Genomic DNA, 15,375 nt, shown 5'->3' with positions numbered 1-15,375 from the left:
GCTGTGGTCTGCAGCGCGTACGGGATGACGGCGCGCAGGTGCGAGATGTGGAAACGCCACTCGATGGGCCTCGGCCCGCGCAAGAGCAGGCGTGCCGCCCGCGCAGCGGGCCTTGACTCGACTGGCCGGCGGCCCGGCGAGCGGGACCGCGCCGGACGCGTGACAAGTGGTCAGACCGCGACGGCCCGTCCCGCTGCCGCACTCCCGGGAGACTGCCCGGCATGGTGCGCCGTGACGGCGGGACGAGCGCCGCGGTTTCCTTGCTCGCCGCCGTTGCGGTGACTGCTCGCTCTGCGCTGTCCCGACGGAACGGCCGCGCCAGGGTGCGTGGCTTGTACTCGATCTTCATCTCGAGCGCCGCGCGGGGTTCGGCGCAGGCCGTTGGTAGCGTCGGCGGGGTGTGCCTGCCGAGGGCACATGACGCTCGACCGGAGAGAGACGTGATGTCCCCGACGATTCGCAGGGCCGTGATTCCCGCCGCCGGGCTCGGCTCCCGGCTGTTGCCGCTGACGAAGGCGACACCGAAGGAGATGCTGCCGGTCGGCGACAAGCCGGTCATCGAGCACACCGTCCGCGAGCTGGTGGACTCCGGCATCACCGACATCACCATCGTCGTCTCGGGCGGCAAGTCCTTGATCCAGGAGCACTTCCGCCCCAACCCCGCCCTCGTCGACCAACTCCGCGAAGACGGCAAGACGGCCTACGCGGACGCGGTGGAGGAGGTCGCGGAGCTGGCCCGGCGGGGCCACATCACCTACCTCGACCAGTACGGTCCCTACGGCAACGGCACCCCCGTGCTGAACGCGGCCCGTGCCTTCGGCGACGAACCGGTGCTCGTGCTGTGGCCCGACGACGTCTTCGTGGCCGAGGTCCCCCGTGCCCAGCAACTGGTCCGCGCCTATGAGCAGACCGGCTGCCCGGTGCTGGCCCTCATGCCGATGGACCCCGTCGACTCCCAGCGCTACGGGGTGCCCATCGTCAAGGAGGACCTCGGGGACGGACAACTGCGCATCACCGGCCTGGTCGAGAAGCCCGAGCCCGCCGCCGCGCCGTCGTCGTACGCGGCCATCGGCGGCTACGTTGTCACCCCCGGAATCATCGACGAACTGCGTGAGCAGACCCGCCGCTGGTACGAGACGAGGACCGGCGAGGTCTACCTGACCGACGCCATCAACGCCTACGCCGCCACCCGCGCGGTGTACGGACAGGTCATCCAGGGCCGCTGGTACGACACCGGAAATCCGGCCGACTACATGGTCGCCCAGATGGCGTTCGCGCTCGCCCACCCCGAGTACGGACCCGTCCTGCGCGGCCTGGTCGCCGAACTCGACATCGACCGCGCTGCCGCTGCCCAGGCGAAGACGAGCACCTGACCGGCGTGACGATCGCGCCTGTCGCGGAACCCGCCGAGCGCGAGCAGCGTGAGAGGGCCGCCGTAGCATGAGCAGGCGTTTGCGCGAACCGGGTCGGAACTGAAGGCGGCACGCATGGGTATCGGGGACGACACGGAATCCCTCGACGAGGCGGCGGACGTCTTCATGGCGGCGCGTCCCCAGCTCTTCGGGATCGCCTACCGCGTGCTCGGCAGCGCCACGGAGGCGGAGGACGTACTCCAGGAGGCGTGGCTGCGGTGGCAGCACACCGACCGTGACGTCGTCCGTGAGCCGAAGGCGTTCCTCGCCACGGTCACCGCCCGGCTGGCGCTCAACGTCGCCCAGTCCGCCCGGGTGCGCCGCGAGTCGTACGTCGGCCCCTGGCTGCCGGAGCCGGTCGACACGCGCGCCGATCCGCAGTTGGGCGCCGAGCGGGCCGAGGCGCTCGACACGGCGGTGCTCTTCCTGCTGGAGCGGCTCAACCCCGTGGAACGGGCCGCCTATGTGCTGCGCGAAGCCTTCGACTACCCCTACCAGCAGATCGCGGACATGCTGGAGACCAGCGAGACGAATACGCGTCAACTGGTGAGCCGCGCGCGCAAACACGTCGCGTCGGAGCGCCGCAAGCCTGTCGACGCCACCGAGCACCGGCGGCTGATGGAGGTCTTCCTCGCCGCGGCACAGACCGGCGATCTGGCCGTGCTGGAAAACATCCTCGCCGAGGACGTGGTCAGTTACACCGACGGGAACGGGCTGCGCGGGGCGTCCAAGTTCCCGGTCGTCGGCCTGGCGCACGTCTCCAGGTACCTCGCCGCGTTCGCGCCGCGCTTCTGGCCGGAGAAGGAGATCCACTGGGTCGAGGCCAACGGCGGGCCGGCCGCCCTCGTCTCGGCCGGGGGAACGGCGGTGGTGCTGCTGACCCTCGACATCTCGGAACGTGGCATCGAGCGTGCCATGTGGGTCATGAATCCGGAGAAACTGGCACCTTACGTGGCCTCGCTGGAGAGCGGCAGCACCTCCTCTTCCTGAACACTCCCGTCAGCCGTCACAGATCGCGGGGCTACCCGGTCGTACTGGATGAAGGCCCCAGTGATCGGAGTGGACCGTGGCTGTCACCGAACAACGTCTCGCCACCATGGTGCTGGTGATCGGCACCGGAGGGGCCGGTCTGCGGGCGGCGATCGAACTGGCCGAGGCCGGCATCGACGTCCTCGCCGTCGGCAAGCGCCCCAAGGACGACGCCCATACGGCACTCGCGGCCGGCGGCATCAACGCGGCGCTGGCCACCATGGACCCCGAGGACAGCTGGCAGCAGCACGCCGCCGACACCCTCAAGGAGAGCTACCTCCTCGCCGATCCCCGCACCGTGGAGATCGTCACCCGGGGCGCCGCCCGGGGCATCGAGGACCTGGAGCGCTACGGCATGGCCTTCGCCCGGGAGGAGGACGGCCGGATCTCGCAGCGCTTCTTCGGCGCGCACAAGTTCCGCAGGACCGCCTTCGCCGGCGACTACACCGGCCTGGAGATCCAGCGCACCCTCATCCGGCGCGCGGAGCAACTGCACATCCCGGTGCTGGAAGGGGTGTACATCACCCGGCTGCTGGTTCACGAAGGCGCCGTGTTCGGCGCGTACGGCTTCGACCTCACGAGCGGACGGCGCTATGTGATCCACGCCGACGCGGTCGTCCTGGCGGCCGGCGGCCACACCCGCATCTGGCGGCGCACCTCCTCGCGGCGCGACGAGAACACCGGGGACTCCTTCCGCCTGGCCGTTGAGGCCGGGGCCAGGCTGCGCGACGCCGAACTGGTGCAGTTCCACCCGTCCGGCATCATCGAACCGGAGAACGCCGCCGGCACTCTGGTCAGCGAGGCCGCCCGCGGCGAAGGCGGCATCCTGCGCAACGCGCTCGGGGAACGCTTCATGGCCCGCTACGACCCCGAGCGCATGGAACTCTCCACCCGCGACCGCGTGGCCCTGGCCGCCTACACCGAGATCAAGGAAGGGCGCGGCACGCCCAACGGCGGTGTCTGGCTCGACGTCTCGCACCTGCCCCGGCAGACGATCATGACGCGGCTGCCCCGCGTCTACCAGACCCTGCTCGACCTGCAGATGCTGGACATCACCCGCGATCCGATCGAGATCGCGCCCACCGCGCACTACTCGATGGGCGGGGTGTGGGTGCGCCCCGAGGACCACAGCACCGATGTACGCGGCCTGTACGCCATCGGTGAGGCGTCGAGCGGGCTGCACGGCGCCAACCGCCTCGGCGGCAACAGCCTCATCGAACTGCTGGTGTTCGGCCGCCTCACCGGCCGGGCCGCCGCGGCGTACGCGCAGTCCCTGACCGCGCAGCCGCGGTCGGCGTCGGCCGTCGCCGAGGCCCGTGCCGAGATCGACGGACTCCTCGCCGCCGACGGGCCCGAGAACGTGCGGGCCCTGCAACGTGCCATCCGCGACACCATGACCGAGCACGCCGGTGTCGTACGCGACGAGGACGGCCTGCGTGCCGGACTGGCGGAACTCGCGGTGATCGAGAAGCGCATGGAGGCCGTCGGCATCCACCCGGACATCGCGGGTTATCAGGATCTGGCGCACGCCTTCGATCTCAAGTCGGCCGCCCTCGCGGCCCGGGCCACCCTCGAATCGGCGCTGGAGCGCCGCGAGACGCGTGGCTGCCACAACCGCAGCGATTATCCCGAACCGGATTCCGCGCTGCGGGTGAATCTCGTGTGGTCCCCGACGGCGGGCGTCACGCGCGAAGCCGTTCCGGCCGTCCCCGACGAGATTTCCGCCCTGATGGAGGAAGTCTCGACCACGGGAAAACTCGTGGAATAGGTCGTGTCACAGACAGATCCCGTGCCTGGTCTCTATTGATGCAGGTATCAGACAGACCCGAAAGGAATTCCGTCATGAAGGTCGTAGTGATCGGTGGAACCGGGCTCATCGGCTCGAAGGTGGTCGCCGGGCTCGGCGAGCACGGACACGAGGTGGTCGCGGGGGCGCCGAGCACCGGCGTCAACACGCTGACGGGCGAGGGACTGGCCGAGGTCCTGAAGGGCGCGTCGGTGGTGGTCGACGTGTCGAACTCGCCGTCGTTCGAGGACCAGGCGGTCATGGACTTCTTCAGCGCCTCGACGACGAATCTGCTGAAGGCGGAGACCGAGGCGGGCGTCGCGCATCACGTGGCGCTGTCCGTGGTCGGCACCGAACGCCTCCAGGGGAGTGGGTACTTCCGCGCCAAGCAGGTCCAGGAAGACCTGATCAAGGCGTCGGGCAACCCCTACTCCATCGTCCACGCCACCCAGTTCTTCGAGTTCGCGAAGGGACTCGCCGACGGGGTCACCGAGGGCGACACCGTGCACCTGCCCGACGCGAAGATCCAGCCCATCGTCTCCGACGACGTCGCCGAGGCCGTCGTCCGCACCGCGGTCGGGGACCCGGTGGGCGGCGTGGTGGAGGTCGCCGGTCCCGAGGCGTTCCAGCTGGAGGAGTTCATCCGCATGGGGCTCACGGCCCAGGACGACCCGCGCAAGATCGTCACAGACCCGCAGGCGACGTACTGGGGCGCCGAGTTGGAGGAGAACACGCTCCTGCCGGGACCTGACGCACACATCGCCGGTACGCGGTTCGCCGACTGGCTGACGCGGCAGAAGTAGAGTTCGTCGTTCCGGGTGGCCCTTTCCTCCGAAAGGGCCACCCGATTTTTTTGCAGCATGCGCCGTGGCGCTGCTCACCGAAGGCGGACTTCTTTGGCCGGCGCGTTCTGGTCCTTGTATTCCTGTGCCGTCGGTTTGGTGATCTGCGCGCCCTCGCCGTAGAGACTCCGGCTGAGCCGGGCGCGCAGGATCCGGGCGAGGCGGAACACGGTGTTCGGGTTCGCCGCCGCGTTCGCGGTGCCGGGATCGAGCGGACGGTACTGGTCGTGCTGGGTGAGCAGGTGGAGTTGTTCCTGGCTGAGCGAATCGTGCACCTCGACGAACTCGCCGTCGGGCAGGCGTTTGACGATGCCGGTCTCGCGGCCGTGCAGTACTTTGTCGCGGTCGCCGCGCTGAAGTCCGAGCGTCCATCGCTTCGTTACGGAATAGGCCGCGACAGGCACGAGGAAGAGACCGATGCGGACAGCCCAGGTCACCGACTCGACCGCGACATGCAGACGAACGGCGATGATGTCGTTCCCCGCGCCGATCAGGGCCACCGCATAGAAGCTGAGCCAGGCGACGCCAAGTGCCGTTCGTACAGGCTGGTTACGCGGTCGGTCCAGCAGATTCTGGGCGCGCCTGTCACGGGTCACCCAGGACTCGATGAACGGGTACACGCCCAGGGCGAGGAAGAAACCGACACCCGCGGTCAGCGGAATCAGGTTGTCGAGCGCCAGGGTGTGACCCCAGAAATTGATCTCCCAGCCCGGCATCACCCGCAGCAGTCCGTCCGCCACCCCCATGTACCAGTCGGGCTGCGACCCGGCCGAAACCTGGTCGGCGCGGTATGGGCCGTACTGCCAGACGGGGTTGATCTGCGCGACCGCGGCGATGACGAAGACAGCGCCGGTCACCAGCAGGAAATACCCGGCCGACTTGACGGCGCGGGCCTTGGCCGGCACGCCCACGACATTGCTGTTGGTGCGTCCGCGGCCCGGGTACTGGGTGTGTCCGTGGTAGAGCACCAGGGCCAGATGGGCGGTCAGGAGGCCCAGCATGAGGGCGGGGATGACCAGTACGTGGATGGTGTTGAAACGGGCCACGAGTTCATGGCCCGGGAACTCGCCTCCGAAGAGGAACATCGACAGATACGTTCCCACGACCGGAATGGAAAGGATCGTTCCGTTCACTACGGCGAGACCGGTCCCGGACAGCAGGTCGTCCGGGAGGTCGTATCCCGTCAGTCCCGCGAACATGGCCAGGACCAACAGCAGGAATCCGAACACCCAGTTGACTTCGCGCGGCTTGCGGAAGGCGCCCGTGAAGAACACCCGCATCATGTGGGCGAGCAGGGAGGCGACGAAGATCAGCGCCGCCCAGTGGTGGGCCTGCCGGATCAGCAGACCGCCGCGGACGTCGAAGGAGATGTGCAGGGTCGAGGCGAACGCCTCCGACATCAGCTGGCCGCGCAGCGGTGCGTAACTGCCGTTGTACTGCACCTCCTTCATCGACGGATGGAAGTAGAAGGTCAGATACACGCCCGTGACGACGAGAATGACGAAGCTGTAGAGACAGATCTCTCCCAGCAGGAAGGACCAGTGGTCCGGAAAAGCCCGTCGCGCTTTCTCTCTGACCAGGCGGTGGACGCCCAGACGCCCGTCGGCCCAGTCGGCGAGCCTTTCACCTTTGCCCATGTCGCTGCCGCCCCTCATAGATCGCTCGGGCAGCGTTGTGCGCGCGAGATGTCGAGTCCGCGCATCGCACGGCGTTCCCTTTCCGTTGTTCCGCCCCAGATGCCATCCGCCTGCCCCACTCGCATCGCCCATTCGAGACACTGCTCCGCGACCGGACACCGGCCGCACACGGCCTTCGCCTCGTCGATCTGCCGAAGTGGGGGACCACTGTTGGATATGGGGAAGAAGAGCTCCGGATCCACGTGCAGGCACGCTGCCCGTTCACGCCAGTGCATGGCATGGTCACCTCGTTCGGCAGTCAAGGAAAAAATGCGGTGCTGCCCTGTAAGACCGGGCAGCCGCCGAATGTGTGACATGCGATCACGGCGGGCCCGTGTCACAAGAACCGGGAGTTCCCGGTCTTAAGGGGTGAGCCCATACCCCTGCCGTGTGCGGGGCCGTGTGAGCGAGAGGGCGGGTGCGACGTGGACCAGGGTGATGCGGTGCCGATCGCCGAGCTGTGGGAGGAGCGCCGGTACCTGCTCGACGTCGCCCACTGGATGCTGGGCGACCAGGGCGCGGCCGAAGTCGTCGTCGACGAGGCCTATCAGCGGTGGTACGGGCTGTCCGGCGCCGCACGCAGGCAGGTCGCCGTTCCCCGGTCCTGGCTGGCGAAGACCGTCGGCGGAATCTGCCTGGGCCGGCTCGCACTGCCCGGCCGGGGTGCGGCCGGCCACGAGACGGGGCACGGACGGCCGTCGGAGGCGGAGGAGGAAGCGGGCCGGGTCGTCCTGACCGCGCTGGAGTCGCTGCCGACGGCCGAGCGCGCGGCGTTCGTGTTCCGCGCCTTCGGGATGGCCCCCGGTACGGCCGCCGACATCGTGGGCCGCACGGAGCCGGAAGTCGCCGAACTCGCCGCACGGGCCAGGCAGTCGCTGCAGTCGCGGCGCACCGGCTCCACGACACCGCAGCAGCACGACACCGTCGTCCGCGCAGTGCACCGGGCGTGCCTCACGGAAGACGGCGAACTGCTCACATCCTTGCTGTGCCCGGACGTCACGGCGTTCTTCGACGGCGGCGGCAAGATACGGGCGCTGACCGGACCGCTCCACGGCAGCCGGCCGGTCGCCGACAACCTGCTGACACTCCTGGCCCGCCGCCCGCACACCACCCTGAGCACCCATTCCGTCAACGGCCGGACCGGCCTCGTAGCCCGATACGGCCGCCAGGTCACCGCCGTCATCAGCCTCGACGTCGCGAACAATCGGGTCGCCCAGTTCTGGGTCGTGATCGACCCCGACACACTGCGGCCCTGGAACCAGCCCCACACCGACCGCGGCACCGGCACGGACGCGCGCCCGTGACAGCGGGGAGGACGTCGCGCCGCCGCCGTCACACACCGTCCGGCACGGTGTCGGGCTCCGCCTCCCGCCAGAACTGCCGATAGGCCGAGAGCCCGGCCACCCGGGCACGGCCCCGTATGCCGTCGCCGTCCGAGAGGCTGACGACATCGGGCGTGAGCAGGGCCTCCAGTGACGCCACGTCTCCCGTCCTGGCCGCCGCGACGAAGGCGCTCAACAGGCGCCGGTGCTCGGCCGCGTCCACGCTCGTGTCGACGGGTTCCGGCTGGCCGCGCTGGCAGAAGGTCGTTGATGCCCGGACGGGTACGTCCTCGGCCTCGACCGCGCCGCCGAGCATCCGGTAGGCGATCCCGAAGAGCCGCCTGCGGTGGCGTACGAAGAGGGCGATTGCCTCGTCGAGGTCGTCGGTCGGGGTGGGAGACGGTTCGCGCGGCGCGCGGCGGTCAGTGCGACGAGCCGAGGATCACCACGACGCAGGCGCTCATCGCCAGGGTGACCAGGACCATGGCGACGAGCGTGCCCCGCAGCCACTGCCGGATCCGTGCCTGGTGCCGCGCTTCCAACGCGTCGACGCGTTCGGCGATGTGGTCGGTCACCATGCGGGCGACATGCCTCTGCTCGTCGACGTACCACTTCCCGATGTCCCGCTGCTGCTCGGGAGAGAGCCCCTCCACCCGCGCGGTGAGGTCCGCCACGCGGCGGTACACCGCTCCCATATGAGCCTCCCGGTACAGAAAGCCCTCGATGTCGCTCAGGCCGCGAGCGGCCTCCTCACGTGCGGTCATGGCGTACCCCCGGTGGAAACGAGAACCCCGCGCGGTCATGCCGTGCTCCCTTCCTTCGTACGGCCGACATCCTGGCCCTGCGTGCGCCCGCTCGTGACGAAGGCGTCCCGGGGATGCTGCACGGAGGCGAGGGACACAAGGTCCCGGCCCGTCAGCGCCGCGGTGAGCCAGACCGCCAGGACGCGGATCTTCCGCTCCCAACTGGGCACCGCCAGCACGTGATAGCCCCGGTGCATCAACCATGCCGGGAATCCCTTGATGACGATGCCCTTGTACTGGAAGATTCCCCGCCCCAGCCCCAGTGACGCCACCACGCCGAGGCTGCTGTGGCGGTAGTTCCGGACGCGCTTCCCGCGCAGGCCGGCCACGAGGTTCCGGGCGAGGAGCCTGCCCTGCCGTACGGCGTGCTGGGCGTTCGGCACCGTGCGCGCGCCCGGCACCGGCGAGGCCAGGTCGGGAACGGACGCGTCGTCGCCGGCCGCCCACACGTCGGGCACCGGTTCGCCGTCCGTGCCCACGCGCAGATCGGCGCGGACCAGCAGCAGGCCCCGCTCGTCGACCGGCAGGTCCGTGTGGTTGTGCACGACCGGGTTCGAGGCGTTGCCCGCGGTCCAGACGATCAGCGTGGAGTCGTACTCCTCCCCGTCGGAGAGGACGACATGGCCACCCTCGGCGGACAGCAGCTGTGTGTTGAGGTGGACATGTGCGCCCCGGCGCTCTAGATCGCGCACCACCCAGGCACCGGGTTTGTCGCTCACCTCGGGCAGGATGCGGTCCCGGGCCTCGACCAGGTGGAAGAACAGGTCGTCGGCGGTCAGCTCCGGATAGGACATGAGCATCGCGGTCGCCAGCGAGAGCAGTTCACCGAAGCCCTCGACGCCGGAGAACCCGCCGCCCACGAACGTGACGGTGAGCAGCTTTTGCCGCTCGGGGCCGGGCGGCAGCGACGCGGCCTGGTCGAACGCCGTCATCAGCCGGTCACGGACCGCCACGGCCTCCTCGACGTGCTTGAGACCGATGGCCTGCTGCGCGAGTCCTGGGATGGGGAAGGTACGGGTCACGGCTCCGGCGGTGACCACGAGGATGTCGTAGCGCAGCTCGTAGGCGTCCCCGCGCACCGGGCGGACGGTCACCGTACGGTCCGCCGCCCGTATCTCGTTCACGGTCCCCGCGATCAGCCGGGTACCGCTCAGATGCCGCCGCAGTGAGACGACGGCGTGCCGCGCCTCCACCGAGCCGGCCGCCACCTCCGGCAGGAAGGGCTGATAGGTCATGTACGGGCGCGGGTCGACGACCGTGACCCGAGCCTCGCCCGGACGCAGCTTCTTCTCCAGGCCCCATGCGGTGTAGAAGCCCGCGTAGCCGCCGCCGACGATCAGAATCTCTCGCATGATTCCCTCTGCTTCGTTGTCCGTCACTACATAGACCGTGCGGGCACCCCAGATGTGACATGCGAGGCGGTCACGGGCACCGTGCGGGGAATCCGTGGGCGTGAACGAGGAATGGGCGGGCACACGGAGGATCGGAGGTCGAAAACCATGATTCCCCTGCTTCTTGTTCTTCTGCTGGCCCTGATTCTCTTCGGTGCGGGTTTCGCGCTGAAGATTCTCTGGTGGGTCGCGATCGTGGTGCTGGTGCTGTGGCTCGTCGGTTTCGTGGCCCGTCCGAGGGGCGGGAGCGGCCGCTGGTATCGGTGGTAGCGCTGCTTTTCGGCGCGCGGAAATAATTCCCGTGCAAACGAAACGGAAAGGGGGACCGGCGGGATTGTCCGCCGGTCCCCCTTTTCTCCCGGGGGAGTTGTTGTCGAGTGACGCGGCATCCACTGTCGGGTCCGGCGTACCCTACGGTGCATGGGCGAACTGGCCGGTGGCCGTGGTGCAGTTGTGGATGTCGGGGCGGCAACCGGCGACATGGTGGTGGTCGAGGACCTGCGTCGCACCTACGGCAGCGGTGACACCGCCGTGCACGCCCTGCGCGGTGTCTCCTTCAGCGTGCCGCGCGGTGAACTCGTCGCCCTCAGAGGCCGGTCCGGCTCCGGCAAGACCACCGTGCTCAACCTGGTCGGCGGGCTCGACACTCCCGACGGCGGGCGGATCACCCTGGACGGCACCGACCTGGCCGGCCTCGGCGAGGACGGCCTGCTGGCGCTGCGCCGGGACCGTATCGGCTTCGTCTTCCAGTCCTTCGGGCTCATCCCGATTCTCACCGCGGCCGAGAACGTCGGGGTCCCGTTGCGGCTGCGGAAGGTCCCGGCCCGCGAGCGCGAGGCCCGCGTCGGCCTTCTGCTCTCCCTCGTCGGACTCTCCGACCATGCCGACCAGCGTCCCGGCGAACTGTCCGGCGGCCAGCAGCAGCGCGTCGCCATCGCCCGCGCGCTCGCCAACAACCCGGCCCTGATCATCGCCGACGAACCCACCGGCCAACTCGACGCGGACACCGGTCTCACCGTGATGGACCTGCTGCGTGCCGTCGTCCGCAGCGAGTCCGTCACCGCCCTCGTCGCCACCCACGACACCCAACTCCTCGCGCTGGCCGACCGCGTACTCGAACTCCGCGACGGCCGCATCGTCGAGGACAGCTGACAGCACCCGCCCTCGGCCCGGCGGATACCGCCCCTCGCCTGGAATTCCGCATTAGCCTGGCCGCTGTCCCACCGCGTCAGCGCCAGACTTCACCTCCCGGGAGACCGCGTGGCAGTTCATCAACGGCCCACCGGGGCACCGGACTTGGACGAGCTGCGGCGGCGGGCCACCGCGGCTGCCGCCCCGCGCCGCGAAGAGGGCCTGGTCGTCTGCGAGAACCTGGTGCGGATCTACCAGACCGAGGGCGTCGAAGTGCAGGCCCTCCAGGGGCTCGACCTGGCCGTGGCCGACGGCGAGATGATCGCGGTGATCGGTGCCTCCGGCTCCGGCAAGTCCACCCTGCTGGGCATACTCTCCGGCCAGGACGTGCCGACCGCGGGTGCCGCCGAGGTCGCCGGACACGACCTGCTGGCCATGAAGCGCCGAGACCGGCTCAACTACCGCCGTACGACTGTGGGTTTCGTCTGGCAGCAGACCTCCCGCAATCTGCTGCCCTACCTCTCGGCGGCCGAGAACGTGATGCTTCCGATGACGTACACCGGGGTCAAGCGTTCCCAACGGCGGGCCCGTGCCGAGGAGTTGCTCGACCTGCTGTCCGTCGGCCACTGCCGGGACCGCAACCCCGACACCCTCTCCGGCGGCGAGCAGCAGCGGGTCGCCGTGGCCGTCGCCAACGCCAACCAGCCCCGGGTGCTGTTCGCCGACGAACCCACCGGCGAACTCGACACCGCCACCAGCGACGAGGTCTTCGCCGCACTGCGCCGGGCCAACGAGGACCTGGGCGTCACCGTGATCGTGGTCACCCACGACGCGCTGGTGTCCGAGCAGGTCCAGCGCACCGTGCTGATCCGCAACGGCCGCACCTCGACCGAGGTACTGCGCCGGGTCGCCACCGGCGAGGACGGCGTCGATGTGCTCACCGCCGAGGAATACGCGGTCCTCGACGCCAGCGGCCGGCTGCAGTTGCCGGGCGAGTTCACCGAACGTCTGCACATGCGCAAGCGGGTGCGGCTGGCCCTGGAGAGCGACCACATCGGCGTATGGCCGGACGAGGCCGCCCGCCGGGCGAAGTCCGAGGCCGAGGACGCGATTTAGCGGGCGCAGCCGTTCACGTCAGGCGAAGTACGGCCCCCAACCGGCGTCGGCGGGCGAGGACCGTCTCGGTGGCCGCCGCCGTCACGATCAGCGCGCTCACGCCGGCGACGAGGGCCAGGGTCAGTGAGTAGTCGGTCCGCAGCGCCGGCTGGGCGGGGCCGCCGGTGAACTGCCGTAGGTCCAACGTCCCCGCCATGAGCCGTGGTTCGAGCAGTCCGAGCAGTGTGCCGCCCGCCGCCGAGGCCACCGCCAGCGGCAGCAGTTGCAGGAAGTGCAGTGCCCCGGCTTCCCTGCCGCCGAGTCCGAGCGTGCGCAGGAACGAGGTGGTGCGGCTGCGCTCGTCGGAGGTGAGGGTGAGCTCCAGGGCGAGCGCGAGCAGGCCCGTCAGCGCGGCGAGGATCGAGGTGACGGTGTAGATCGTGCCGAGCCCGCGCGTCAGGCCGTCCGCGCGCAGGGTGTTCAGCGTCTCGGAGCGGACGCGGATCCGGGCCGGCGGCCCGAGCGCCCTGGCCGCCGCCGACCGCAGTGCGGCGGGCTCGGTGCCGGCGGGAGTGTCGCCCTTGAGGAGCAACACGGTGCTTCCCGACGGTTGTTGGGGCAGCAGACGGTCGGCGTCGGCGGTGGTGATCAGCAGGGGCGTCCCGGCGGGGAGCTGCGCCGTGACCGGCCCGAGGAGCGGGTCGTCGAGTTGCGCGGCGGTGAGGGTGCCGACCGGCTTGAGGGCCAGGTCCACCGGAGGCTGTCCTGGGGTCACGACCGTCGTGGTGAACCCGCCAGTGCGCTCCCTCGCCCGGAGACCGGGGGAGAGGAGGGACGGCAGCGGGGTGCTCGCGTCGGCGCCGGTCCCTGCCAGCCCTGACAGGAGGGCTTCGGCCAGTGGCGACTTCGGGGCGACGGCGGCCAGTCGGCGGGGATCCACGGTGATCACGGCGACCTGCGGGATCGCCGCGCCGTCGGCCTGTCCCGCCAGGTCGAGGATGCGCAGCCGCTGGACGGCGGTCCGTATCCCGGTGGTGGCGGCCCCGGGCGCCGTGGTGCCGGCGGAGGCCGCGGTCCCGGACACGGTCGCGCTCGCGTCGGCGCCCGTGGTCCAGGCGGCCCCCGTGGTCAGACCCTCGTCGATCGTACGGTGCACCAGGCCGCCGAACACGGCCGTCCCCAGGGTCAGCACCAGGACGAACAGGGCCAGCCCGGTCGCCGGGGCGTCATGGGCGGCCCGGGCCGCGCCGACGAAGCCCACCGTTCCCCGGCCGCGCCGGGCCTGTCGTAGCACCAGACGCAGGACGAGCGGACAGATCCGCAGCAGGAGCAGTACGACGGCCAGCGCCACCAGCACCGGTACCGTGCCCAGAATCCCGTCCGGGCCCTGCGAGCGCAGCGCGACCACCCCGGCCGCCGCCGTGAGCAGCACCGTCAGTTCCAGGACGAGGCGTCGGCCGACGACCGTCTTCCGGCGCGAGCGCCGCAGCCGGCCGGGCCTGCGCGGCTCGCGGACCGCGAGCCAGGTCATCAGCGGCACCGTCAGCGCCACCACGGCGGTGGCGAGGGCGGCGGGCACCGGTTGCGGCGATCCGGAGGTGCCGGCGGGTGCGAGGGCCCGTCCCGCCGCCCAGCCGAGAAGCGCGGCGGTCAGCACCACGGGCCAGGCCACGGCGCAGCGCAGCAGCACCAACCGCGCGGTGGACGCGCCCCGCGCGCGCTGCAACCGCAGGTGCGCCTGCCTTCGGCGCAGCAGCAGTCGTACCGCTACGGCCGCGGTGGCCAGCGCGACCGCGGCCAGTGCGTCGACGGCGAACGTCGCGAGCGATCTGGCCTGTCGGTCCTGCTCGGTGAACGCGGCGAGCATCGGTGTCAGGAAGTCGGTCAGCAGCAGCGGTCCGGTGGTCTGCCCGCCGACCTGGCAGCCGGTGTCGCCGGTGATCGGGTCCACCCCCTGGCACAGGGCGGCGCTGAGGTCCGCGCTGTAGTGGGACAGCGGTCCGGTCAGGGCGCGGGCCCGGCCGAGCGCCGCCCCGGACAGGTCGGCGCGCAACTGCCAGGTCACGCGCGGGCCGCCCACTCCGGCGCCGGCCAGCAGGTCGGCGGCGTCGAGGCCGACGAGACCGCGGACGGCGAGCACGGTGCCCGCGGAACGCTCCTCGGGGTGGCGCGACGGCTGGTCCAGGCTCTCCCGGCCGGTCCAGAAGCCGTCGGTCGCGGCCGTGGTGCGGTAGACCCCGCTCACCAGCAACTGCGCCTGGGGCGGGGCGTTCTGCACCCCGGGCGTCTTGGCGAACTCAAGCGTCAGCCGACTGCCGACCCGGACACCCAGCGCCCGCGCGGTGGTCTGCGACAACCCGATCTGGGGCGCGGTGGCGAGCGGTGTGCGGTCGGCGGGGGCGTGGCCGCTGACGTAGCGCAGATGGGCCCGCGCGGACGGCAGATGGCTGACCGTCAACTGGGTGCTGGTGTTCGCCGGTCCGGGCGGTCGCGGTGAGAGCAGGGACGCCTGGTCGTAGTCGTAGCTGCCGCCGCCGGTGAAGGCCAGGTGCCGGGCGGCTCCGCCGCCGAGCTGCTGGGTGAGGGTGGGGCCGGCGCCGAGCAGGGTGGCCATGTCCACGGCGGGCGGCTGGGTGTTGAAGACCTCCGGAGTGGTGCTCAGGCTGATCAGGGGCGCCTCGGACTGCGCCGCGTCGACCCGCTGCCGTAGCGCCCGGTCCTCCTGGCCGCCCGCGAAGGCGGGGGCCCAGGCGCACAGTGCCGTCAGTGCCAGGACCAGCGCCGCGAGGCAGGCCAGCAGGGGCAGGTCGCCTCGGGTCTCCTTGCGGATCAGGCGGCGCGTCACCGCCGAGCCCACGGGTCGCGTCACCGTCTCGTTTCCGGCCGTA

At 70.6% G+C, this 15,375-nt stretch carries 14 protein-coding genes; 8 read left to right on the top strand and 6 right to left on the bottom strand.

What is annotated here, in order from left to right:
• Positions 1-443: 443 nt before the first annotated feature.
• The 4 genes from OH768_RS04615 (at position 444) to OH768_RS04600 (ending at position 5,030) form a co-directional block, all read left to right on the top strand.
• On the top strand, positions 444-1,373 hold the full coding sequence (locus OH768_RS04615; RefSeq protein WP_406450285.1) for a UTP--glucose-1-phosphate uridylyltransferase: 930 nt from the start codon (positions 444-446) through the stop codon (positions 1,371-1,373).
• Between the two features lie 114 nt (positions 1,374-1,487).
• Entirely contained in the window at positions 1,488-2,402 is a 915-nt protein-coding gene (locus OH768_RS04610; RefSeq protein ID WP_406450283.1) for an RNA polymerase sigma-70 factor, read from the top strand.
• Between the two features lie 106 nt (positions 2,403-2,508).
• Complete coding sequence (locus OH768_RS04605) at positions 2,509-4,209, top strand: L-aspartate oxidase (protein ID WP_406465138.1); 1,701 nt, start codon at positions 2,509-2,511, stop codon at positions 4,207-4,209.
• Between the two features lie 74 nt (positions 4,210-4,283).
• Complete coding sequence (locus tag OH768_RS04600; protein ID WP_406450281.1) at positions 4,284-5,030, top strand: SDR family oxidoreductase; 747 nt, start codon at positions 4,284-4,286, stop codon at positions 5,028-5,030.
• 74 nt (positions 5,031-5,104) lie between these two features.
• Here OH768_RS04600 and OH768_RS04595 read toward each other — a convergent pair whose 3' ends face one another.
• Together OH768_RS04595 and OH768_RS04590 are read right to left on the bottom strand one after the other, a co-directional pair.
• Positions 5,105-6,706 (bottom strand): cytochrome bc complex cytochrome b subunit, encoded by a 1,602-nt coding sequence (locus tag OH768_RS04595; protein ID WP_406450279.1) that lies wholly within the window; start codon positions 6,704-6,706, stop codon positions 5,105-5,107.
• 14 nt (positions 6,707-6,720) lie between these two features.
• Positions 6,721-6,981 carry a WhiB family transcriptional regulator gene (locus OH768_RS04590; RefSeq protein ID WP_406450277.1) on the bottom strand — a complete coding sequence of 87 codons (261 nt, stop codon included), beginning with the start codon at positions 6,979-6,981 and terminating at the stop codon, positions 6,721-6,723.
• A gap of 189 nt (positions 6,982-7,170) precedes the next feature.
• On the opposite strand from OH768_RS04590, the gene OH768_RS04585 reads away from it, so the two are divergent.
• Positions 7,171-8,049: an RNA polymerase subunit sigma gene (locus OH768_RS04585; RefSeq protein ID WP_406450275.1), complete on the top strand. Its 879-nt coding sequence runs from the start codon at positions 7,171-7,173 to the stop codon at positions 8,047-8,049.
• A gap of 28 nt (positions 8,050-8,077) precedes the next feature.
• Here the strand turns inward: OH768_RS04585 and OH768_RS04580 are convergent, their stop codons facing one another.
• The 3 genes from OH768_RS04580 to OH768_RS04570 all read right to left on the bottom strand — a co-directional run bounded on the left by OH768_RS04580 (position 8,078) and on the right by OH768_RS04570 (position 10,222).
• On the bottom strand, positions 8,078-8,383 hold the full coding sequence (locus tag OH768_RS04580; RefSeq protein WP_406450273.1) for a hypothetical protein: 306 nt from the start codon (positions 8,381-8,383) through the stop codon (positions 8,078-8,080).
• Between the two features lie 106 nt (positions 8,384-8,489).
• Entirely contained in the window at positions 8,490-8,831 is a 342-nt protein-coding gene (locus OH768_RS04575) for a hypothetical protein (RefSeq protein WP_406450271.1), read from the bottom strand.
• A 35-nt stretch (positions 8,832-8,866) separates the two neighbouring features.
• Positions 8,867-10,222 (bottom strand): NAD(P)/FAD-dependent oxidoreductase, encoded by a 1,356-nt coding sequence (locus OH768_RS04570; RefSeq protein WP_406450269.1) that lies wholly within the window; start codon positions 10,220-10,222, stop codon positions 8,867-8,869.
• A gap of 147 nt (positions 10,223-10,369) precedes the next feature.
• Between OH768_RS04570 and OH768_RS04565 the strand changes: the two genes are divergently transcribed.
• The 3 genes from OH768_RS04565 to OH768_RS04555 all read left to right on the top strand — a co-directional run bounded on the left by OH768_RS04565 (position 10,370) and on the right by OH768_RS04555 (position 12,508).
• Positions 10,370-10,531 carry a hydrophobic protein gene (locus OH768_RS04565; RefSeq protein WP_406450267.1) on the top strand — a complete coding sequence of 54 codons (162 nt, stop codon included), beginning with the start codon at positions 10,370-10,372 and terminating at the stop codon, positions 10,529-10,531.
• Between the two features lie 150 nt (positions 10,532-10,681).
• A complete protein-coding gene (locus tag OH768_RS04560; RefSeq protein ID WP_406450265.1) occupies positions 10,682-11,413 on the top strand; it encodes an ABC transporter ATP-binding protein in 732 nt (243 codons plus the stop codon).
• 108 nt (positions 11,414-11,521) lie between these two features.
• Positions 11,522-12,508 carry an ABC transporter ATP-binding protein gene (locus OH768_RS04555; protein ID WP_406450263.1) on the top strand — a complete coding sequence of 329 codons (987 nt, stop codon included), beginning with the start codon at positions 11,522-11,524 and terminating at the stop codon, positions 12,506-12,508.
• Positions 12,509-12,521: 13 nt separating this feature from the next.
• Here OH768_RS04555 and OH768_RS04550 read toward each other — a convergent pair whose 3' ends face one another.
• On the bottom strand, positions 12,522-15,356 hold the full coding sequence (locus OH768_RS04550; RefSeq protein ID WP_406450261.1) for a hypothetical protein: 2,835 nt from the start codon (positions 15,354-15,356) through the stop codon (positions 12,522-12,524).
• Positions 15,357-15,375 lie beyond the last annotated feature (19 nt).

This window comes from Streptomyces sp. NBC_01622 (assembly GCF_045209635.1).
GTDB lineage: Bacteria > Actinomycetota > Actinomycetes > Streptomycetales > Streptomycetaceae > Streptomyces.
The sequence above is the reverse complement of the archived record's forward strand: the minus strand, read 5'-3'. Positions and strand labels throughout refer to the sequence as shown.

Coding starts and splice junctions, on each gene's coding strand:
- OH768_RS04615 (WP_406450285.1), top strand. CDS start 444: ATGTCCCCGACGATTCGCAGGGCCGTGATTCCCGCCGCCGGGCTCGGC.
- OH768_RS04610 (WP_406450283.1), top strand. CDS start 1,488: ATGGGTATCGGGGACGACACGGAATCCCTCGACGAGGCGGCGGACGTC.
- OH768_RS04605 (WP_406465138.1), top strand. CDS start 2,509: ATGGTGCTGGTGATCGGCACCGGAGGGGCCGGTCTGCGGGCGGCGATC.
- OH768_RS04600 (WP_406450281.1), top strand. CDS start 4,284: ATGAAGGTCGTAGTGATCGGTGGAACCGGGCTCATCGGCTCGAAGGTG.
- OH768_RS04595 (WP_406450279.1), bottom strand. CDS start 6,706: ATGGGCAAAGGTGAAAGGCTCGCCGACTGGGCCGACGGGCGTCTGGGC.
- OH768_RS04590 (WP_406450277.1), bottom strand. CDS start 6,981: ATGCACTGGCGTGAACGGGCAGCGTGCCTGCACGTGGATCCGGAGCTC.
- OH768_RS04580 (WP_406450273.1), bottom strand. CDS start 8,383: ATGCTCGGCGGCGCGGTCGAGGCCGAGGACGTACCCGTCCGGGCATCA.
- OH768_RS04575 (WP_406450271.1), bottom strand. CDS start 8,831: ATGACCGCACGTGAGGAGGCCGCTCGCGGCCTGAGCGACATCGAGGGC.
- OH768_RS04570 (WP_406450269.1), bottom strand. CDS start 10,222: ATGCGAGAGATTCTGATCGTCGGCGGCGGCTACGCGGGCTTCTACACC.
- OH768_RS04565 (WP_406450267.1), top strand. CDS start 10,370: ATGATTCCCCTGCTTCTTGTTCTTCTGCTGGCCCTGATTCTCTTCGGT.
- OH768_RS04560 (WP_406450265.1), top strand. CDS start 10,682: ATGGGCGAACTGGCCGGTGGCCGTGGTGCAGTTGTGGATGTCGGGGCG.